Consider the following 20,934-nt stretch of genomic DNA (forward strand, 5'->3'; position numbering starts at 1 on the left):
CGTGCTAACGGCGAAAACGCCCGGCACAGAGGCTTGCCCCGGCCGGGCTCTTCCGGCCATGACAGACGGAGCTTTTCGGTTTTAATCGCCCTTTGGCGCACAAGCAAGGCGGCCCCATGTTCAGCGACCTGAAAATCGTCACCGGCTCGTCCAATCCGGATCTGGCAAAGGCCATTTGCGATCATCTGGGCTGCCAGCTTACTCCCACGCTCGCCACCACGTTCAGCGATGGGGAGCTGCGCATTGAGATCGGCGACAATGTGCGCGGGGACGACGTTTTTGTGGTCCAGCCCACCTGCCCGCCGGCGGTCAACCGCAATCTTGTGCAGCTCTGTCTGATGCTGGACGCGCTCAAACGGGCAAGCGCCGGGCGGATCACGGCAGTGATTCCCTATTACGCCTATGCCCGCCAGGATCGCAAAGTCAGCCCCCGCGCGCCTATCAGCGCAAAAGTAGTCTCGGATTTCATCAGTGTGGCCGGCGCTGAACGCGTTGTCACCATTGATCTGCACGCGGGCCAGATCCAGGGCTTTTTCAACTGCCCTGTGGACAATCTCTTTGCCGTGCCGGTTATGCTTGACGCTTTGCGCCAGCTCAATGAGGACAAGCTCGTCATTGTCTCACCGGACGCCGGAGGCGTGGAACGCGCGCGCGCCTATGCAAAAAGGCTCAACGCGCCCCTGGCGATTGTCGATAAACGCCGCGACCGGCCCAATCAGGCCCAGGCCATGCATGTCATCGGCGACGTGGAAGGTCGCCTGGCCATTGTGGTGGACGACATGATCGATACCGCGGGCACGCTTTGCGCCGGTGCTGAGGTGCTGCTCAAATACGGCGCCACGAAAATCGTGGCCTGCGCGACGCATCCGGTTCTTTCCGGGCCGGCCATTGATCGCATTAATGCCACCGAAGCGCTCTCCCAGGTTTTTGTCACGGACACCATTCCCCTGGGCGACAAACTGGAGCGCTGCCCCAAGCTGCGGATTATTTCCGTGGCGGCGCTTCTGGGCAAAACCATTCACAACATCCATACCGGCTCATCCGTAAGCGTGTTGTTTGTGTAGCGGATGTGAATTGTGAACAGGCACGCCCTGCCTGGCCGTCATTGCGGCCCAAAACGGCACGACGCGCTTTTCCACGGATTCGGACAACGTACCGTCCCGCAAGGGAACGGCAACTGCGCATCAGAACTTTTTCCGCACGTTTCAGGCGGCGGTAAGCCAAGGAGTGGACCATGAACATTGAAAAAACGTTGAGCGTGCAAAAGCGCGAGGGTTGCGGCAAAGGCCCCAGCGGCCGCTTGCGCGCCAAAAAATTGATCCCCGGCGTGTTTTACACAGGCAAGGGCGAAAACATCGCTGTGCAGGCGCCTGCGCTGCCGCTGGAAAAAATGTATGACGAAATGGGTCACACGACGGTGTTTAACCTTGAAATCGACGAAAACGGGCAAAAAAGCACATACCCCGTGCTGATCTGGCAGGTGCAACGCCATCCTTACAAAAAATGCTTCACGCACATAGATTTTTACGGGGTGGATCTGCATAAGGACGTCAAGGTGGATGTGCCCCTCGAATTCATCGGCGTTTCGCGCGGCGTCAAGTTGGGCGGCGTTCTGGAAACCTACCATGAAAGCATCCGCTTGAGCAGCAAGCCCATGGATATGCCCCAGAAAATCACCATTGACGTGTCCGACATGGATATCAATGATACCCTCACTGTGGAAGATCTGCAGTTGCCTGCCAATGTGTCGGCCGTGTATGATCACAACTTTGCCGTGGTCAGCGTGCTGGCAAAATCCAAGGATGATGCGGAAGAAGGCGCTGCGGAAGGAGCCGCTGCCGCGGCCGAGTAATGCGGCTTTCCCCCATTTTGCGCAGGCCGGTTCCTTTTTGGGAACCGGCCTCCTTTTTGGAGCAGATTACCTTTGAGATTGTATAATCTTAGAGCATTTTTTGATTGAACATATTCATTTTCAATCAAAAAATGCTCTAGGGTAGTATGCATTGCCATGCGGGAACGTGAAATCAGCTATACCACATTGAAGCGCGATGGGCGTTGCGTGACCATTGAGCTCTGGCCCAATGCCGAAGCCGGGCTGATGCTCTTTTATCCCGGCACCATGCTCTCGCCCATTCAATACCGGCCCATGCTTGCCGCCTTGCACGAGGCAGGCTTTGCAGTAGCCGGACTGCATTTGACCGGCCACGGTCTCAATCCGCACTCCGTAAGATTCAGCTTTGAGGATCTCCTGCAAGACGGCCTTGATGCCGAAGAATGGCTGCGCAATGCCGGTTTTGCGCAGATTGCCGTTTGCGGCCACAGCCAGGGCGGCATTCTGACGCTGGCGCACGCCGCGGCCTCCAGGCGGCTGACAGCGGCCTTTCCCATTTGCGGCATACTGCCGCAGCGGCCCGAAGCCATTGAGCTGACTCTTTTCCGGGCGTTGGGCTCCCGACGCGACGCGCTTATGACCTGGCTCAACGCCCTGGCCCGCTGGCTGCCTCGTTTGCCTTTGCCTGTGTCTGCCTATCTTTCCTTGAGGCGGGTCAGCGCAAACGCGCGCCACATACGCATGAACAGGCAGAAAAGCCGAGTAAGTTATCCCCTGAGCTATGTGGCCAGTTTGTTCAATGCCCGTTTGTCACGGCATCTGCAATGCCCGCTGTTTTTTTTCAATGCCAGGGATGACGCCTTGTTCACTCCCGCTCTGGCCAGCTCTACATTCAGGTTTTTGCATGCGCCGCAAAAACAATTGATCTGGTTGCCCGGCGGCGGTCATCTTGCCGCGTTGAACCTTGCGCTCTGCCGCTATACGGCGCGAATCGCCGCAGCGGCCTGCGCGGGTTTGGGCCTGCCCCTGCATTTGGAAACGTCATGCCCCGCGGAAGGTGCAAAAGATGGAATATAGCGGCATAGTGGTCGGGCTGGGCAACCCCGGTCCGCGTTACCAGGGCACCCGCCACAACTGCGGCTTTGCCCTGGTCTCGGCGCTGGTGCAGGAAGCGGAACGCGAAGGTCAGGTCACGGAATGCAATGGCGGCAAATTTTCCTGTGAACTCTGGCGGCTGCGCCTGCCCCGCCTGAAAGGCGCCTGGCTTGCGGCCAGGCCGCTGACATTCATGAATCTGAGCGGGCAATGCGTGCAGCCCTTGCTGGCATGGCACAAGCTCACGCCGAATCAGCTTCTTGTGGTCCACGATGAACTTGACATCCCGGCCGGGGAACTGCGCTTCAAGCTGGGCGGCGGCAATGCGGGGCATAATGGACTCAAATCCATCACCGAACTGCTCGGCACCCCGGATTTTTACCGCCTGCGCATTGGCATCGGCCGCCCTCAGCACAAGGGAAATGTGCTTAACTGGGTACTCGGCCGGCCTGATGCCGAGGATGCCGAACATTTGCGAGAAGCCATGCCCAAAGCGCTTGAGACCCTGTTCGTTTTTGCCGACAAAGGCCTGGAGGCCGCAATGCGACAGGCGCGCGGCGCTGCGCCCCGCAAAAAAGCGGAACAGCCGGGCAAGAGCAAATAGAGCATTTTGCTTTTGAAATTATTCAATTTCAAAAGCGGCGCTGCCATCATTTCGCGTCCAGGCTTCAGCCGTTGCGACGAAGGAAGCTACGGATGGAGACAGCAATTAGTTACCACAAAAAACATGCAACGAAACCGCTGTCGCCATCCGTAAGGCTCGCAGACTCGCCAACGGCTGGCGCAAGCAAGCAAAGCTTGCTAACGGCTACCGCAACGCGGTCTGGACGCTCATTCGGCGCGGGCGTCCGCTCCCGCGGCCGCCAGAGCAATTTCAAAGTGAAATTGCTCTAGGGCCTGTTCACGCTTATCAGAAAAAACCTTGTTTTTTCGGAACACTGCCTCGTAATTCTGCCGGGGAAAGGATTCTCGTTGAACTCTTTAAAATAGTTGAGAATGCGCAGGATAGTGCTAACAGGCCCTAGAAGCCCTTGTTGCGGGACGCATGCGCATACGTTTTTTTCTCTGGACTCCCGGCCGCGGTTGGGATATGTTTTCTGAAGAGTGGATATTTGTATCCATAACTTCCCAAACATGACTTTCAACTCCCTTTGCGTATTGCTGATTTTTCCATGAGTCAGCAACTGTCGAACTTCAGGCCCGTTCGTCGCTGCACGCGTCATCAGGCGCCGACATACTCCCCGGCGGCAAAGTCGATAAACGCTTATGCACCAAGGCTGAGCCGCACGCGCGCCGCAGGCGTCGCCGGCAGTCAACTCTCGCTTATCGGCGTCCGGATCTGTGCATAGAGCGGCTTCACGTTGAAACTGCCTGCTGGCGTGAAAGCGGCGTCGCCGCGTAGCGGCATGCAAACAGCGACAGCGGTTTCCTTGGGCAAAGCCCGGTGCAAGCCAAGTGCTGCCTTTATCCGTGCCGCTCGCCAGCTCGCCTGCGGCTACAGCAAGGACCAATGTAGAGAGACCCCTGGCGTGGCTCGCTGCCGCAAGGGCAGACCGGGCTTTCTCAGGGCGAAAAGGCCGGGAGTCAGCAAGAGAGTATTTTGCCGTTTTTACGAATGCCTTATCCCCGGAGGTTTGGAAGGAGTCTTTCAGGCCTGAAGCAACGGCAGCACTTTGCTGTCGTCGCCGTCCGGGAAGGTTGCCCGCTTGAGAAAAAATCTTCTCAAGGAGGACAGGCATCCAAGATGCGCAGCCGTTACCTGCGCCAGCTCAGCAGCGGCGTCCCTTTGGGGCGTGTGGTGAAATCATGTTTACACCGGATGATCTCGTCGTTTACCCGGCACAGGGGCTTGGAAAAATTGAACGCATTGACCGGCAGAATATCGGCGGCATTGCATGTCAATTCTACATTGTGCGTATTCGCGCCAATAACATTACGCTGATGGTCCCGGTGAATAATGCCGCCAATGTGGGACTGCGCAAACTTACTTCACCGGAGGAAGCCAGGCGGATCCTTGATTCTTTATATGCCGAGACGGACAAGATCATCTATACCGGCCAGAATTGGAACCGGCGTTTTCGGGAGTATTCCGAACGCCTGAAAAGTCCGGAACTTGCGGTGGTCAGTGAAGTTTTGCGTGAACTGCTGCTCATCGGGCGCGTCAAAGAGCTTTCTTTCGGCGAGCGACGCCTGCAGGAGCAGGCTATGTGCCTTGTGACCGGGGAACTGGCGGAAGTGCTGCAACTCAGCGAAGAAGCCTTGCGCGAGGAACTGCTTGAAATCTATGCGCCGCCGCTTGCGTCCGAGGCTGTAGCCAACTGACGCTCGAATCGTCACCCGGAGCATGGGCGCTGCAATGCCTGAGCGTTGGTTTGGTCGGCGCTCTATTTTTTTCTTGCCATAATGACAAAGATGCGCTAATCGCTTTGCACACGTCTTCTTTGTCCCCTTACCATCCGCCCCCAGTATTACAATGCCATTCGGCATTGTGCATGTTGTATTATCTATTCTCTTCAAAAAAACCGGATTGTTATGCGCAAAAAGAAAACTACCACCGCACTGTTGACAGACAGCGTCATGAGCCTCACAGTTCTGAAAACCCGCAGCATGCAAGAGCTCATGGAGTTGGCGGAACAGTTTGAAATTGAAAATGCCAGTTCCATGCGCAAGCAGGAGATCATTTTTGCCCTGCTTTCCACCTGTGCTTCACAAAACGGCTCAATTTACGGCGACGGCGTGCTGGAAATCCTGCCGGACGGCTTCGGCTTTTTGCGCTCGCCTCTTTGCAGTTACATGCCCGGCCCGGACGATATTTACGTTTCCCCATCCCAGATTCGCCGCTTTGCTCTTCGCAAGGGCGACATTGTCGCCGGGCAAATCAGGCCGCCCAAGGAGGGGGAACGCTACTTCGCTCTGCTCAAAGTGACCGAAATCGGCTTTGAGCCGCCGGAACACGCCAAAAACCTGGTTCTCTTCGACAATCTCACGCCTATCTATCCCAATCAGCAACTCGTCATGGAAAACGGCGAGAAAAATCTTTCCAACCGGGTCATCGACCTCATGGCCCCCATCGGCTGCGGACAGCGCGGCCTGATTGTCGCGCCGCCGCGCACCGGCAAAACCATCCTGCTCCAGTCCCTGGCCAACGCCATCAATGCCAACAACCCCGACGTCTACCTCATTGTTCTGCTCATTGACGAGCGCCCGGAAGAAGTCACGGACATGGAGCGCACGGTCAAAAAAGCGGAAGTGATCAGTTCAACCTTTGACGAGCCGCCGCAGCGCCATGTGCAGGTCTGCGAGATGGTGCTGGAAAAGGCCAAACGGCTGGTGGAACGCAAGCGCGACGTGGTCATCCTGCTTGATTCCATTACCCGCCTGAGCCGCGCTTACAACGCGGTCACGCCCTCGTCGGGCCGCGTGCTTTCAGGCGGCCTGGACGCCAACGCCCTGCAGCGTCCCAAGCGCTTTTTCGGCGCGGCCCGGAACATCGAGGAAGGCGGCAGCCTGACCATCATTGCCACAGCGCTGATCGACACCGGCTCACGCATGGATGAAGTGATTTTTGAAGAATTCAAGGGCACCGGCAATATGGAAATTTACCTTGACCGGCATCTTTCAGAGAAGCGTGTATTCCCGGCCATCGACATCAACCGTACCGGTACCCGCAAGGAAGATCTGCTCCTGGCCGACGACGTGCTCAACCGCGTGTGGATATTGCGCAAAATTCTGGCGCCCATGTCTTCCATCGACAGCATGGAATTCTTGCTGGACAAAATGCGTGCCACCAAATCCAATAAGGATTTCATGAACGCCATGGGCAAGTAGGATTTCATATATGGCGTTTATGATAACATAACAAAATTATTGCACTTACTAGTTAGAGCGTTTTGCTAATGGAATTAGCAAAACGCTCTACTATCGTAAAATGCCGATTGTTCTGCCGTGCAGCGGCAAAACAATCGGCAAGGGAACCAGTCAGGCCGGCTTTACACCAGTTTTTTGACGGCCGCCAGGGCCGCGTCATAATCAGGCTCGTCAGTCACTTCCGGAACAATCTGGCTGTAAGCCAGCGTTCCGTCAGGCCCCACCACGAAGATGGCGCGGGCCAGCAGACGCAATTCCTCGATCAGCACGCCGTAGTTTTTGCCGAACTCCGTGTCTTTGTAATCGGAAAGCGTTTCCACGGCCTGGACTCCGGCTGCGCCGCACCAGCGGGCCTGGGCAAAAGGCAGATCACAACTCACAGCCACAATGCGCACCTTATCGGAAAGCCTGGCGGCCTCGGTGTTGAAACGGCGCACCTCCATGTCGCACACCGGCGTGTCCAGAGAAGGCACACTGAGCAGCACAAGCACCTTTCCGGCATAGTCTTTGAGTCCGCGCGGGCTTAAATCATTGGCGGCCGCAGTGAAGTCAGGGGCTTTGCGCCCCTGGTCGGGCTGCCTGCCTTCAAGATGCAGCGGCTTGCCCTGAAATGTGACAGTATTCATATCTGAAACTCCTTCTACTTATGCAAATTTTTACTCAGCCTGCCTCAGCGGGCTTTATTTGTCAACAATGATTCCTGACAAGAGCAGGGCTGGCGCATGCGATGCGCCTGCCCTGCTGCCAAGACTGGTGGCGAGCTTTGCCCGCAGCCTGCGCCTGTTTCACAGCTGCTGCCAGACCAGGGCGCACCATTCGCCCTGGCGGGCACGGCGCGCAACCGGCAAGCCCTGGGCCTGATAGGCGGCTTCCACCCCGTCCGCCTGAATCTCCAGCAGGCCGGAAAGAATCAGGCTGCCGCCCGGTTTGCAGGCTGCGGCAATGGCCGGCGCAAGCTCAATAAGGGGCCGGGCCAGAATATTGGCCACTACCAGATCAAAAGTCCGCCCGGCGACAGCCTCCATGCTTCCAAGGCTCGGCTCAAAGCCGTCGGCGGCATTCAGCAGGCGGTTTTCCAGGGCATTGTCCACGGCCAGAGGATCAATATCCAGGCCCAGACCGGCAAGACCGCTTTTGCAGCAGGCAATGCCCAGCACGCCGGAGCCGGTGCCCAGATCCAGAAAACTCTGCCCGGGCAGCAAGCGCCCCTGATCCAGAAGGTCGCTCAGCACCTTCAGGCAAAGCGCCGTGGTGGCGTGATGCCCGGTGCCGAAAGCGCTTTTGGGTTCAATGAGCAGATGCGTGCGGCCCGGAAAATCCGGGCTTTGAGCCAGCCACGGAGGCAAGACCACAAAGCGCGATCCGCAGCATACCGGCGTGAAAAATTGCCGCCAGGCTGCCAGCCAATCCTGTTCTTCCAGCTCTTCCAGCAGGCATTGGGCCTCAGGCGCGCAGCCCGTGATCCGGCTCTGCAAATCCCGCATAAAGCCGGGCTGATCGCAATGAACACGAAATCGCGTTTCGCCGGTGGGCAGGCTTTCCTCTTCCCAGCCGAACGTAACGCACAAGGTCAGTACGCCGGTGATTCTGTCGATATCTTCTTCCCGCGCCAGAATATCCAGGCGCAATGTATTTTTCATCCGCCCTGCTCCTTCCTTATCCAGTACAGTGTAAGCCTGAAAAAAGTTCACATCCTCCGGCCGCGGGGCAGGGGCGTCCGATTCGGGGTAGCCGGATCAGCTGCTTGCAGCACATCAGAGATTTTTTGCCGTACCAAGGAGAGAGTACACGCCGTCTCCCCTGAAGACAAGAACGGCCCAAAGCCGCGGGGGAACGCACAGGGGCGGCGCAAAAAGCGAAAGGCCCTGAAATCCCTGCCCGCACAAGAAATGAAGCATTGATCTGCCTTGAAAACCCGGATATGAATAAAAATTCAACTGCACGACATATTCCGGCTTTTTTAGAGCGGTTTGCTAATGAAATCAGCTAAACCGCTCTGGCGGCCGCGGGAGCGGACGCCCGCGCCGAGTGAGCGTCCAGACCGCGTTCTGGACGCGAAATGATGGCAGCGCAGTGATTGAAAATGGATATTTTCAATCAAAAAATGCTCTAAGGAAGCACCATGGCGCAGACGGAAGATCTCGACACACTTCTCGCCGCTATCCGGCGCACCTTTGACGTGGATTTCGAGCCCTTGCAGGTGGATGGCGACACGTTGCAGGTTCTGACCATCCACAATATGCAGGCGCATCTGGACAAGCTGCTGCATAGACGCGCCATACGCAATCCGCTTAAGGATTTGCCGCTCTGGGCCAAGGTCTGGCCCGCTTCTTTCGTGCTCGGCCGGCTGCTGCGCAACTATGAGCCGGAGGGGAAAAGCCTGCTGGAGCTGGGAGCGGGCTGCGGCATTTTGAGCCTGATCGCCGCGCGCTACGGATTTTCGCGCATTGTTCTCAGCGATGTGCAGGAAGACGCGTTGCGTTTTGCCAGGGCCAATGTGTTGCGCAATCATCTGGATGATCGCGTGGACGTCTGCCATGTGGATGTGACCGCGCCCGGCAGGGACCCGCGCTTCAGCCCGATGTTTGATCGGATCGCCGCTTCCGAGATCCTTTACCTGGACGAGCTTCACGGGCCTTTGCTGAAATTCACGGCCCGTCACCTGGCCCCCGGCGGCAAGGCTCTGTTCTGCACGGACATGGCCCGCGCCAAACCGCATTTCGCCAAACTGGCGGCCAAATCCTTCAGGGTCACGGAAGGCCGCGTGGGCGTCAAAAGCCGGGACGAGGAAGGCCGGGAGCAACGCCGCCTGTACACTGTTTTGATCCTGGAGCGTCCATGAGCCGGAATACGCCAAAAATTCGCCTCCGTTCCTGTCCCAAAGCGTACACCAGGGATCTGGACAAAGCCGTCAGCCCGGTGCAAACCATCAGCCGAGTGCAACAACGGCTGGCAGCCGCGGATCTGGACATTCTGGCGCAAACCCGCCGCGTGGACGCGGGACGGCTGGGCATTCCCGTCTATCTGAGCGTTTGCGGCGCGGACGCGCGCGCGATCATGCCCACCCGCAAACAGATGGGCAAGGGCTCCTCGCCGGAACAGGCCCAGGCCTCGGCGCTCATGGAGCTGATGGAGCGCTTTGCGTTTTTCAGCTTCTGGCAGGAGCGGCCGCATATGATCCGCGCCACCTGGAGCCAGGCCGAAGCCCGCTTCGGCAAGGATCTGCTGCCCCTGGAGGCCATGCTGCGCTCGGTGGACGATCCGCTTGGCCTGCCACAGGCCCGGCGGGTGCTCGATCTCGCGTCCTGGCTTTTTTATCCGGCCACCCACCTGCAAAGCGGCCGCACCGTATGGCTGCCCCTGGACTGGTTCAAGCTGCTCAGCGAGTTCAACGGCACCTCGGCGGGCAACAGCGCGGAAGAATCGCTTTTGCAGGGCTTGAGCGAACTGGTTGAGCGGCATGTGTGCTGCCGGGTGGATCGCGAGCGCCTGCGCACGCCGACCATTGACACGGCAAGCGTGACGGATCCCGCGCTGGGGGATTTGCTGCGGGCATTTGAACGTGAAGGCATCCGGCTGATTCTCAAGGATTTTTCCCTGGGCATGCCCCTGCCCACAGTGGCGGCTCTGGCCTGGGATCCGGCCACCTTCCCTCAAAGCTCGGAAATCGTCTTTACCGCGGGCACGGCCTCCTCTCCGGCCAAAGCCGCCATCCGCGCTGTCACCGAAGTGGCCCAGCTGGCCGGGGATTTCTGCACCAATGCCTGTTACGAGGCCTCCGGGCTTCCCAAGTTCAGCCGCCTGGAAGAAACCGCCTGGCTTCTGGACGGGCCGAAAGCAGCGCTGACGGATCTGCCCGGCGTGGAAGACGAGGATATCTGCCGCGAGTTGCAGGCCGCCCTGCGCGGCCTTGCGCCTCTGGAAGTCTATGCCGTGGAAACCACGCATCCGCGTCTGGGCATACCGGCCCATTATTGCATGGCTCCCGGCCTGGCCTTCCGGGAACGGGACCGCAACCAGAGCCTGGGGCTTTTCGTGGGCCGAAAACTGGCTGAAGAGGCGGATGCCAGGGAAGCCGCGGCCGGCCTGAACGTCCTGGAAGAATGTTATCCGCAGGCGCATTTTCTGCCCTTTTTCCGGGGCATGCTGGCCTTGCGGGCCCAACAGTGGGACGCCGCGCGCGAGCTGTTCAACACGGCCCTGCCCTTGCAGCCCGATGCCGACTCCGCGGCTCTGGCCGCTTTTTACGCCGGCTATGTCGACACCCTGCAAGAGCGCTGGCAGGAAGCGTTGCCCGCCCTGGCCCATGCCGTCGAACTCTGCCCTGAGATGAAAGAATACGGCAATCTGCTGGGCGTGGCGCGCTTCAAGACCGGGCGCTACGCCGAGGCGGCCGAGGCCTTTGCGGCTGTGCTCAAAGTGGATAAGGGCTCGGCCCTGGATCTGGCCAATCTGGGCCTCTGCCATAAATTCCTGGGGCAGAAAGAGGAAGCCGCGCGGCACTTGCAGGCCGCGCTGGAGATTGATCCCTCCCTGGACTTTGCCCGCCGCCACCTGCAGGAATTAGAGCGTTCTGCTGATGAAATCAGCTAAACCGCTCTAAGCCCGGAGCAGGCGTTTCAAAAGCACTATGCCTCTGTGAGAGGCGTGGCGGCCCAATGCCCCGGCAGGCAAAGCTGCTCAAAAACCGCTGAAGCCGAAAATGCTGCGCGTTTTCACCACGCAGGAAGCCGGACTGCCCGGCATGGGGGGATCCGCGGGCAGATCGGCAAGGGTTATGCGGGCAGGCAAAAAAAGCGTTGCCCCGGTGAATGTCGTTTTGTCCGCCTGTGCCGTGGCTTTGGCCGATTGCCCGGCGGGCAGGGGCTGCGGCGCAAGCACTTCGGCCACCTGGCCGCGCACCGTCTCGCCCCCGGCAGTCAGCCGCACGTCGCAGGTCTGCCCCACCTTGATATTCTGCTGCGACTCCAAAGGAAAACAGGCCAAGACCCAAAAAGCCTGCGTCCGATCCGAACCCTCAGGCAGAATCAGCATAACCGGATCGCCGCGTTGCAGTATTTGCCCGGACGCGGCAAGCGCGCGCAGCACACGTCCGCTTACAGGCGCGTAGAGCCTGTCGTCCACCTGCGCGGGCAGGGGTTCCGTGGATGGCCCGGCAACGGCGGCAGGGGCATAGCGGTTGCGGGAGGCCCATTGCCTGGCCCTGAGTATTTCATCGCGAACCCGGCCCAATTCCTGATCCAGAGCCGCGCGCACCCTGCTGGCCTGCTCAAATTCGTCCTTTGCGCTCTGCATGCGGGCGCGGGCTTCTGCTTCAGCGCGACGGGCCGTTGCGTAGCGGGATTTTCCCACCATGCGCTCGCCGCCCTGACTGTCCAGCGAACGCAAAGCGAGCTGGGCGCGGACATGCTCGGTCACGCGCTCATCGCGCCGCGCGCGCATGGCTTCTTCTTCATGACGGGCCTGGGCAAGCCGCAGAACCATGTCTTTTTCCGCTTCCTGAGCCTGCTTGACACGGGCCGCGGTTTCCTGCATGTCCGGCGGCCTCAGCCCGGCAGCCTCCTGCCCGGCCCGGCGCAACTGCCGGGCAAAAGCGTCGGCGTCCATGCGCGCCACAGGCTGACGCGCCTCCACACGCTCCCCCTCGCGCACATTGATTTCCGCAAGGTGGCCTGAAAAATCCGGGGAAACCGTGTAAATCATGCCGTCCAGCATGCCCCAGACGCTGTCGACGCGGCCGCTTGCCAGCCACCACCAGGAGAGGCCCAGCAAAAGCGCCGCCAACGCGCTCATGAGCACGGACAGCCGCAACAAACGCGCCGCAAGGGATTTTTTCCGCGCCGGCATTTCCAGATAGAGTAATTCCGCCATAAAAACCTCGCTGCATCAAGCCGCCAAAAGATCCCGCGCTCAAGTATGCAGATATTGTACCAGCTACGCAGGCAGGGCAGCCTTTACAAGTCGCCCGCGGACGCATACAAAGGCAGGGCTTGCGAGACCGTTCGGCCGGATAAAGCCCGGCGGAACTCGCCACAGGAGAAACTATGTTCCGCATGCGCCTTGCCGCTCTGCTCTGTCTGGGCGGCCTGCTTTTCGGTTGTGCCACCAGGCCCGTGGTCGTGGTGGAAAAAGATCAATTCATCCGCATGGCCCGGCAGATGCGGCACGAACTTCAGGCTCGCGGACTGCTGGACAATGACGGCTCCTATCTGGCCTCCTTTTCTCTGGCGGGCTTCAGCGATTACGGCGAGACGCTTTTCCGCCGTCTTTCGCCCGCATTTATGCTCGGCGATGCCGGAGACGTCTTTCCGGGGGAAAGTTTTGCCGCGCTCCAGCCGCAAGGCCGGGTCAAACACTGGCCCAACGGCTTCAGCATAGACCAGCCCGCCCGGAAACTCACGCTCAATATGATTGCCATTGCCGATTGGAACAACGACGGCCAGGACGAATGGATCGTCTCTTGCCTGGCGGAACCCAAAAACGGCGGCCGCACCCGCACCTATTATCTGCTGGTGCCCCCGCCGCGCCATGAGCGCGAGCCGCTCAAGGGCACGGTTGCCGCTGTGTACGAATGCTTCGGCCTGGCCTGCAACCTGTATGTGCGCGACAGCAAAGTCATTGAGCGCGCCGCGGCGGATCCTCTGGCTCCGCCCACTGTGGTGCAGGACGTGGTGCCCGGCTTGCAGCCCGTTACAGCGCCGCCAAGCAAAAAAGCTCCGGCAGCCCGAAGCGGGATTGAAGAACGCAATCTTTGAGGCGGGACGCCCTGAAAAAAGTCCCGTTTGCCCGGCACGAAAAGAGACTTCGGCAAAGCCATCCGGCTGTTGGAACGTGTCCCGCGCGGTTTTTTTCAGGTTGATCCCGATTGAAACCGGCTCTCCTCCACCGGAAAATGTTCCGGAGTGCATTGTAGTGCAAGGCTGCTAAAAAAATTCGGATCTGTTTCCAGCACAAGCCCTTTCCTGATAAGAGTACGATGAAATTTATTTCCTCACAAATCGCTCTTTTCATGCAGCAGCGCAGCACACGCCGCAACATAGAATTTCTGCTGCGTTTTTTTGCCATGCTGCTGGGGCTTATCGTCCTGTACAGCATTCTTTTTCACTTCATCATGCAGTATGAGGGCCGCAGCTATACCTGGGTGACCGGCGTTTACTGGACACTTACGGTCATGTCCACCCTGGGCTTCGGCGATATTACCTTCACCTCGGATCTGGGGCGCATATTTTCCATTGTGGTGCTCATGTCCGGCGTTTTTCTGCTGCTGGTCATGCTGCCGTTCACCTTTATCCAGTTTTTTTACGCGCCGTGGCTGGAAGCGCAAAAAAAAGGGCACACGCCCCGCTCCATTCCGCAGGAGGCCAAGGGGCATATCATTGTGGTCAACGCCAGCCCCATTGCGCTCAATCTGGTGGACGATCTGAAAAATTACGGCGCGCGCTGCGTGCTGCTCTGCCACGACAGCCCCACCACCCTGGAACTGCTGGATCAGGGCTACGACGCGGTGGTGGGCGAGCATGATCACAGCGAAGTTTACCGCAATCTGCGGCTGCCCCAGGCCGCCATGCTGGTGGCCCTGGACAACGACATGCGCAATACCAGCATTGTTTTCACGGCCCGCGACGTGGACGCGCAGGTGCCCATCGTGGTCGGCGCCCAGAGCGATGACGCCATTGATATTTTGCTTCTGGCGGGCAGCACGCATGTGTATCAGTTTCACAAACTGCTGGGCGAGGCGCTGGCGCGCCGCGTGCTCAACGCCAGGGCGCGCTCCAGCGTGATCAGCCGCTATAACAAGCTGGTGGTGGCCGAGGCCCCGGTCATGCGCACGCCTTTGGTGGGGAAATCCCTGCGTGAGTGCGGCCTGCGCAAAGCCACAGGGGCCAACGTGGTCGGGCTGTGGGAGCGGGGCAAGTTTGTCCTTCCCGCGCCGGATACCGTGTTCACGGACACAATGGTCATGGTGATTGCGGGAACCAGACGGCAGATCACGGCCGTGGATCTTCTGCTCGGCCCCTGCGCTTCAGGAACGGAAGACGCCAACGACGCCCCTGTAGTGATCCTGGGCTGCGGGAGGGTTGGTCAGGCCGCGGCCCGGCAGTTGGCGGCCAGTAAACGCGAATACCGCATCGTGGACAAAAAGTTCAAAAGCGGCGTTGCCCGAAATCATCTCATTGTCGGGGACGCGGCGGATCTGGGGGTGCTGGAGCAGGCGGGCATCCGCACCGCGCCTTCGGTGCTGATCACCACGCACGACGATGACACCAATATCTATCTGACCCTGTACTGCCGCCGCCTGCGCCCGGATATCCAGATCATCAGCCGCGCCACCCTGGATCGCAATGTGAACATTCTGCACGCGGCCGGAGCGGATCTGGTCCTGTCGCTGGCTTCTATGGTCACCAACAGCATCATCAACCTGCTCTCGCCGGGCAAAGTGCTGATGGTCAATGAAGGATTGAACATCTTCCGCAGCACCGTGGGCAAAAGCCTGGCCGGAAAGGCGCTCATGGGCAGCGGCATCCGCAGCGGCACGCATTGCAGCGTGCTGGCGCTGCGCGACGCCAGCGGCACGATGCACATCAACCCGGATCCGGATCAGGTCTTTGAGGAAGGCGATGAAATGTATCTCATCGGCGACTCTCAGGCGGAAAAGGCCTTTTACGAAACCTTCGGGCGCGACGCGGATCTCACGGAGTAAGGCAGGGCGCGCCTGCCGCGCCCAAAGCCTGAGCGTGCAACCTCGCGCGCAAAGCAGGCCGACGGCTTTGCGCCCTGGGGTTAGCCCTCATTAGAGCGTTTTGCTAATGAAATTAGCAAAACGCTCTAAAACGCTCTAACACAGTTCCGCGTTGGCGCGCATGCTCCAGATGCCGCAGGGGCAGACACCCGCGCAGATGCCGCAGCCGATGCAGCGACCGGGATCCGAGACATACTCAAAAGCGCCTGAGGCCAATTCCCTGCGGTCAATGGCCTTTTCCGGGCAGGATGCCAGGCACATTTTACAATCCCGGCAGGCGCCGCAACTGAGGCAACGCGTGAAATCCTCCCGTGGCGCGGGCAGGTCCGCCCTATGGCATGTGGTGAAATAGGCCGTGTGCAGGCGGGCGGCAGGCACAGGCTGCCTTTGCGCGGGCGGCCGCCTTTCGCCGCGCAGCCAGGCATCCGCGGCCAGCGCGGCCTGACGGCCCGTGCCGATGGCGTGAGCCAGCAAGCCCGGCCTGATCACGTCGCCCGCCGCGAACACGCCGTCCATGACGCTCAGATCCGCTCCGGGCGCAAGCCAGTCGCGAAATTTTTCCACCCCCTCCGGCAGATAGGAAAGATCCGGCGACTCGCCCACGGCGACGATCACCATCTGGCCGGGGATCAGCCTGCCGTCCTGGGCGATCACCCCCTTGTCCGTGATTTCTCTGGTCTGCACGGGCCAGATCAGCTTGCCGCCCAGGCTTTCGATATGGGCGATCTCATGGGCAAAGGCCGCGGGCTTTTGCACGTCGATGCAGGTCACCTGGCGCGCGCCCAGGGCAAAGGCCGCGGCAGCCGCGTCCATGCCCGCGTTGCCGCAGCCGATGACCACCACGCTTTGCGGCACGGGGGGCCGTTCGCCGCGGTTCACGGCCTTCAGAAAATCCAGGCAGCCGATGCTCCTTTCATGGCCCGGCCAGGGGAAAATGCGCGGCAGATGGCCGCCCGTGGCCAGGATCAGGGCGTCATGCTTCTGACGCAGCTCTGTGAAGCGCGCGGCGTCCACGCGGTAATTGGTCACAAAATGCACGCCCATGTCCTCAATGCGCCTGAGTTCCCTGAGCAGCAGATCATGATCCAGACGCTGGCGTGGAATGACCTGCTCAAGCTTGCCGCCCATGCGGGCGTCAGCTTCGTAGACCGTGACCTCGTGCCCCAGGCGGGCCAGTTGCCAGGCGGCCGTAAGACCGCCCACGCCGCCGCCGATCACGCCCGGATGCCTGTTGCCGCGCTTTTGGGGCCGGGGCAGTTGCACATCCGCGGAACAGGCGCCCAGTTTGTTGATCTGCACCGGGCTGTCCAGGCTGCCGCGCGTGCAGCCCTGCATACAGGGATTGGGGCAGACGCTGCCGCAGACCGAGCCCGGAAAGGGCGTATAGTCAAGCACCAGGCGGTATGCCTCTTCAATCCTGCCGTCACGCAGCAGGTTGAAACGGCGCTGGCTGGGGATGGCGGCCGGGCAATGAAACTCGCAGGGCGCGGCAAAGCGCGCATTTTCCCAGACAGGCACGCGCAGGCGGCCGTCGCCGCGGGCAACCAGACCGTTGACCGCAAAGTCGTCGGCGCAGACATCGCTGAAAATGCCGCCTTTGACCCATTCCTCGGCGCGATAGCGGGCAAGGCCCGGCGTCTCATTGGTTTCGCGCTCCTGGAACGGCAGGGGCGTGATTTTTTGCCAGTGCTGCCAGACCGCCAGATCTTTGCGCAATTCGGGCCGGTCAATGGCGATCAGAAAATCATCCAGCCCGGCATTGAGATATTCCCTGTCCGCCTCGTCCAGCGGGCTGACGCGCACTTCCGGCGGCAGAGAGCCCACAGGCCCGCGAAAATAGATCACGCCGCCCACCATGCCCACGCAGGATCGCTCGCCCAGCACCGAAGGCAGCGTCTCACACTCCCAGCCGCAGACCACGGCCCTGCCGCCGCCCATGAACTCAAAGGAAAAACTGCCCACGCTCTTGAGCACCCAGAGTTCGGGCGGCTCATAGAGCGGATCGTGCTTCATCAGCGAGCCGGAGCGCGTGCCCGCGCGGCCGCCGATGAGGATCTTGCCGGCCGCGGCGCAATGGGCGGCCGTGTCCCCGGCGTCGCCGCGCACCACAATGCGCCCCCCGGCGTTCAACCAGCCCACATCGGCAGGGGCCGGGCCCTGCACCAGCACTTCCGTGCCGGGCAGGCACATGGAGCCCACGCGCTGGCCCGGATTGCTGACCGTGAAGGTCAGCTTTTTGCCGTCCCTGTTCCAAAGCGGGCCGCCGATGTCGTGCTGGCCCGAAGCCTCAATGTAAAATTCCGTCTCGCCCCGCTCCACCGCCGCCTCAACGGACAAGAGCAGATCCTGGGTGGACATGCGTTCGTGATTGTGCACCGTGCTTACGCGCAGCATGGTTTTCTCCTTCTTCGTATCTGCATCCACGCAATGATGCCGCGTACCAATACTCTCCGCGCCCCGGCGGGAAGCCGGGCCCGCATGGAGAGACGGGCGCTAGCAGGCATAGGCAATGCCCAGCTTGTCCGCCACGGCCTTGTCTGTGGAGACCAGGGCGTCGGACCGCCCCACCGGCAGCGAACTGTTGCCCGCCGGGGCGAGCAGTTTGCGCAGCTCCGCGTCAAAGGTCAGCATATAGTCAACAATGTTCTGCGCGCCCCGGTCCACGTCCAGGCGTTTGACCAGGCGCGGATCCTGGGTGCAGATGCCCGTAGGGCATTTGCCGCTGTTGCAGGCGTTGCAGCGGCCATGCTCGTTGCCCACGCAGCCCAGCAACTGGATCAGGATCTTGCCCATGATCACGCCGTTGGCGCCCAGACAGATCATTTTAAAGGCGTCGGCCGCCGCATTGCCGCTCATGCCGATGCCGCCGCCCGCCCAGAGCGGGATCTGCCCCTGCAAGCCCTGGGACACGGCGGCCTGATAGCAGTCGCGCAGCTTGGAGACAATGGGATGGCCGGTATGCTCCAGCGAGATCTCATTGGCCGCGCCCGTGCCGCCCTGGATGCCGTCCAGAAAAAAGCCGCCGCAAATCCTGTAGGGATCGCGCAGCAGATTGTTGTAGACCGAGACCGACGTTGCCGAGGCCGCGCACTTGATGGCCACGGGCACACGGAAGCCAAAGGCCGCGTTGAGCGAGAGGTGCATTTTCTGCACCGACTCCTCAATGGAATAAAGCCCCTGATGGTTGGGCGGCGAATGCAGGGTGGCCCTGGGCACGCCCCGGATGGCCTGGATATGCGGCGCAACCTTGGCCGCGGGCAGCAGACCGCCGTCGCCGGGCTTGGCCCCCTGGCCGATCTTGATCAGCACCCCGGCCGGGTCGGTTTTCATTCTGGGCAGGGCCTTCACAATCCGGTTCCAGCCAAAATGCCCGGAAGCGATCTGCAAGATCATGTACTTGAGCTGCTCGGATTCCAGCAGCTTGCCGGGCATGCCGCCCTCGCCCGAACTCATGCGCACGGGCAGGCCGCATTTTTCATTAAGATACGCCGTGGCCAGGGCCAGAGCCTCCCAGGCCCTGGCGGACAATGCGCCGATGCTCATATCGCTGAAAATGACCGGATAGATCCAGCGCACCGGCGGCGTGCGCCCGCTGAGCACCAGACTGTGGCCGTCCACGCGCAGGGGCAGCTCCCGGGCCAGCATCACCCGGCCCAGAGGCGCGCGGATGTCGAAGGTATGCCGCTCCGAATCCAGGGCCGGATCGGTCATCTGGCTGATGCGCCCCACCACGATGGCGTCCAGGGTGCGCGGCATGGCCAGATTGCTGCGGCCGCCCCGCTTGATGGGCCCCTGCGCGCGGGCCAGCAGGGAAAAGCGGTTATCGGGGTTGCGTACCGGCCGGATGGCGCCATTGGGGCAGATTTTCTCACACATGCCGCACCCCACGCAGGCGTGCCCGATGTCGGCCTTCTGCCGGATCACGGGCCGGGCCAGATGTTCGGGCGCGGGATCGGGAAAAGCCTTGCGCGAGACAGTCACGCTGCGGCGCGAGACGTGGACCTCAATGGCATTGAAGGTGCAGGCCGCCACGCAACTGCCGCACATGGTGCAGCGTTGCGCATGATACTCGATCTTCCAGGGCAGATCGTTGATGCCCAAATCCTGGGTTTTTACTGATTCCATCGCCGCACCGCCAGATCGTTGTCAATGACCAGCATTTCCCGCTCATGCGGGTAGATGTCGCGCGCCGCGTCGCGGCGCGGCAAAACGGCGTTCAGGCCGCAAACCTCCGAGGATACGGCCAGCATGCCGTCGTCGCCGCCCAGCACCAGGGGCCGCAGTTTTTTGGAGTCGCAACAGGCGATCATCCGCCCGTCGGGCAGCAGGCCGATGATCGCGTTGGGGCCGTTGATTTCCAGATGCGTCAGGGATTCGCGGATAAGCTCAAGCACCTTGCGATCCGGGCGCTTTTCGACCTCCACAAAAGGCAGGGGCGTGATCACATGCTTATAATAGCTGATGGGCCAGTGCAGTTCATGCAGCACATAATGCAGGGTATAGAGGAAATTCTGCGAGTCTGACTCAAAGCCGATGTAGCCCCTGTGCAGGGATTTCTGAAATTCCTTGTTCCTGGTGAAAAAGGTGTTCTCGCCGTTGGCGCAGAGCGTATAGCCCTGCAAAAAGAAAGGATGCGCCGCGTAGCGCACAATGTCGTAATTGGTGTTCTGGCGGCACTGGGCCAGAATATTGCGGGCCGTAAGGCGGCCGTCGTCGTTCCAGAGCCGGAAATAGGCCGCGATATCCGCCGGGTCCCCGATTTCCTTGAGGGTCAGCACGTCGGGCCAGAACGAATAGACAAAGCCGTTGTTGCCCTCGTCCAGCAGGCCGCGCAGGGCCAGGCGCGTGTCCAAAAGCAGATCCTCGCGCTCCTCCGGGCTGCGGTAGCGGTAAATTTCAGGGTACTCGTAATTGCGAAAGACATAACGCGGCATGGCTTCAATCTTCAGGCCGGGCTGCCTGTCCACGTCCGGAACCCATTGCGCCACCTGCACGAAACCCTTTTCCTCCATATAATCGTTGACCAGCTGCACGCCCTGGGGCGTGCAGGCCAGCGAAAGCAGGGGCTTGTCCTTGTAGTGGCCGAACACGCCGTCCAGATCCTGCATGACCAGGGCAAAGCCCGAATTGTCGTGCCCTTCCTGCTGCGGCAGCATGAGATTGAGCGCCACGGAAGGATGCACCGGGCTTTTGCTCTTGATGGAACCTATTCTGCACATACGCTTTCTCCCTCACTGTTTCTGAAATGCTCCCCCTGCGGAGGGGGGGCAGGCTTGCCGCGTCCCGGCACAGGCCCGGCGGCCGCCGCGGCGGCAAAGCAACGCGCATAACAGGCACAGGCCTGCGCTTGCCTGCAAAACAGCCGACCGTCACAACAACGGCACAGATTTCAGGATAAGAA

The 20,934-nt window shown here is 60.5% G+C and carries 16 protein-coding genes; 10 read left to right on the top strand and 6 right to left on the bottom strand.

The window, feature by feature from the left end; translation table 11 throughout:
• Nucleotides 1-116 precede the first annotated feature (116 nt).
• The 6 genes from G7Y51_RS00175 (at nucleotide 117) to rho (ending at nucleotide 6,754) form a co-directional block, all read left to right on the top strand.
• A complete protein-coding gene (locus G7Y51_RS00175) occupies nucleotides 117-1,064 on the top strand; it encodes a ribose-phosphate pyrophosphokinase (protein ID WP_165174417.1) in 948 nt (315 codons plus the stop codon).
• A 170-nt stretch (nucleotides 1,065-1,234) separates the two neighbouring features.
• Nucleotides 1,235-1,852 carry a 50S ribosomal protein L25/general stress protein Ctc gene (locus G7Y51_RS00180; protein WP_165174418.1) on the top strand — a complete coding sequence of 206 codons (618 nt, stop codon included), beginning with the start codon at nucleotides 1,235-1,237 and terminating at the stop codon, nucleotides 1,850-1,852.
• A gap of 156 nt (nucleotides 1,853-2,008) precedes the next feature.
• A complete protein-coding gene (locus G7Y51_RS00185) occupies nucleotides 2,009-2,908 on the top strand; it encodes an alpha/beta fold hydrolase (protein ID WP_165174419.1) in 900 nt (299 codons plus the stop codon).
• On the top strand, nucleotides 2,898-3,530 hold the full coding sequence (gene pth / locus G7Y51_RS00190) for an aminoacyl-tRNA hydrolase (RefSeq protein ID WP_165174420.1): 633 nt from the start codon (nucleotides 2,898-2,900) through the stop codon (nucleotides 3,528-3,530). The genes G7Y51_RS00185 and pth overlap by 11 nt, the downstream gene beginning before the upstream one ends.
• Nucleotides 3,531-4,732: 1,202 nt before the next feature.
• The gene (locus G7Y51_RS00195; RefSeq protein ID WP_165174421.1) at nucleotides 4,733-5,248 is read left to right on the top strand and encodes a CarD family transcriptional regulator; all 516 of its coding nucleotides are present in this window, start codon (nucleotides 4,733-4,735) and stop codon (nucleotides 5,246-5,248) included.
• A 255-nt stretch (nucleotides 5,249-5,503) separates the two neighbouring features.
• Entirely contained in the window at nucleotides 5,504-6,754 is a 1,251-nt protein-coding gene (gene rho / locus G7Y51_RS00200) for a transcription termination factor Rho (protein WP_165174422.1), read from the top strand.
• A 161-nt stretch (nucleotides 6,755-6,915) separates the two neighbouring features.
• Here the strand turns inward: rho and tpx are convergent, their stop codons facing one another.
• Entirely contained in the window at nucleotides 6,916-7,419 is a 504-nt protein-coding gene (gene tpx / locus G7Y51_RS00205; RefSeq protein ID WP_165174423.1) for a thiol peroxidase, read from the bottom strand.
• A gap of 159 nt (nucleotides 7,420-7,578) precedes the next feature.
• The gene (locus tag G7Y51_RS00210) at nucleotides 7,579-8,433 is read right to left on the bottom strand and encodes a 50S ribosomal protein L11 methyltransferase (RefSeq protein WP_165174424.1); all 855 of its coding nucleotides are present in this window, start codon (nucleotides 8,431-8,433) and stop codon (nucleotides 7,579-7,581) included.
• A 482-nt stretch (nucleotides 8,434-8,915) separates the two neighbouring features.
• On the opposite strand from G7Y51_RS00210, the gene G7Y51_RS00215 reads away from it, so the two are divergent.
• Entirely contained in the window at nucleotides 8,916-9,635 is a 720-nt protein-coding gene (locus G7Y51_RS00215) for a 50S ribosomal protein L11 methyltransferase (protein ID WP_165174425.1), read from the top strand.
• Nucleotides 9,632-11,386, top strand: coding sequence for a YcaO-like family protein (locus G7Y51_RS00220; protein WP_165174426.1), 1,755 nt, complete (start codon nucleotides 9,632-9,634; stop codon nucleotides 11,384-11,386). Before G7Y51_RS00215 ends, G7Y51_RS00220 begins: the two co-directional genes overlap by 4 nt.
• 87 nt (nucleotides 11,387-11,473) lie before the next feature.
• Here G7Y51_RS00220 and G7Y51_RS00225 read toward each other — a convergent pair whose 3' ends face one another.
• A complete protein-coding gene (locus G7Y51_RS00225) occupies nucleotides 11,474-12,664 on the bottom strand; it encodes an HlyD family efflux transporter periplasmic adaptor subunit (RefSeq protein WP_165174427.1) in 1,191 nt (396 codons plus the stop codon).
• Nucleotides 12,665-12,837: 173 nt separating this feature from the next.
• On the opposite strand from G7Y51_RS00225, the gene G7Y51_RS00230 reads away from it, so the two are divergent.
• Together G7Y51_RS00230 and G7Y51_RS00235 are read left to right on the top strand one after the other, a co-directional pair.
• Nucleotides 12,838-13,548, top strand: a complete 711-nt coding sequence (locus G7Y51_RS00230; protein WP_165174428.1) for a hypothetical protein — start codon at nucleotides 12,838-12,840, stop codon at nucleotides 13,546-13,548.
• A 221-nt stretch (nucleotides 13,549-13,769) separates the two neighbouring features.
• A complete protein-coding gene (locus G7Y51_RS00235; protein WP_165174429.1) occupies nucleotides 13,770-15,494 on the top strand; it encodes an NAD-binding protein in 1,725 nt (574 codons plus the stop codon).
• Nucleotides 15,495-15,629: 135 nt separating this feature from the next.
• On the opposite strand, the gene G7Y51_RS00240 is transcribed toward G7Y51_RS00235, so the two are convergent.
• From G7Y51_RS00240 to G7Y51_RS00250, 3 genes are all read right to left on the bottom strand, one after another.
• On the bottom strand, nucleotides 15,630-17,927 hold the full coding sequence (locus G7Y51_RS00240; protein ID WP_165174430.1) for an FAD-dependent oxidoreductase: 2,298 nt from the start codon (nucleotides 17,925-17,927) through the stop codon (nucleotides 15,630-15,632).
• A gap of 99 nt (nucleotides 17,928-18,026) precedes the next feature.
• Nucleotides 18,027-19,658, bottom strand: coding sequence for a glutamate synthase-related protein (locus tag G7Y51_RS00245; RefSeq protein ID WP_165174431.1), 1,632 nt, complete (start codon nucleotides 19,656-19,658; stop codon nucleotides 18,027-18,029).
• Nucleotides 19,646-20,752: a glutamate synthase gene (locus G7Y51_RS00250; RefSeq protein ID WP_165174432.1), complete on the bottom strand. Its 1,107-nt coding sequence runs from the start codon at nucleotides 20,750-20,752 to the stop codon at nucleotides 19,646-19,648. Before G7Y51_RS00250 ends, G7Y51_RS00245 begins: the two co-directional genes overlap by 13 nt.
• Between the last annotated feature and the right edge of the window lie 182 nt (nucleotides 20,753-20,934).

This window comes from Desulfovibrio sp. ZJ369, assembly GCF_011039085.1.
Classification (GTDB): Bacteria; Desulfobacterota; Desulfovibrionia; order Desulfovibrionales; family Desulfovibrionaceae; genus Desulfovibrio.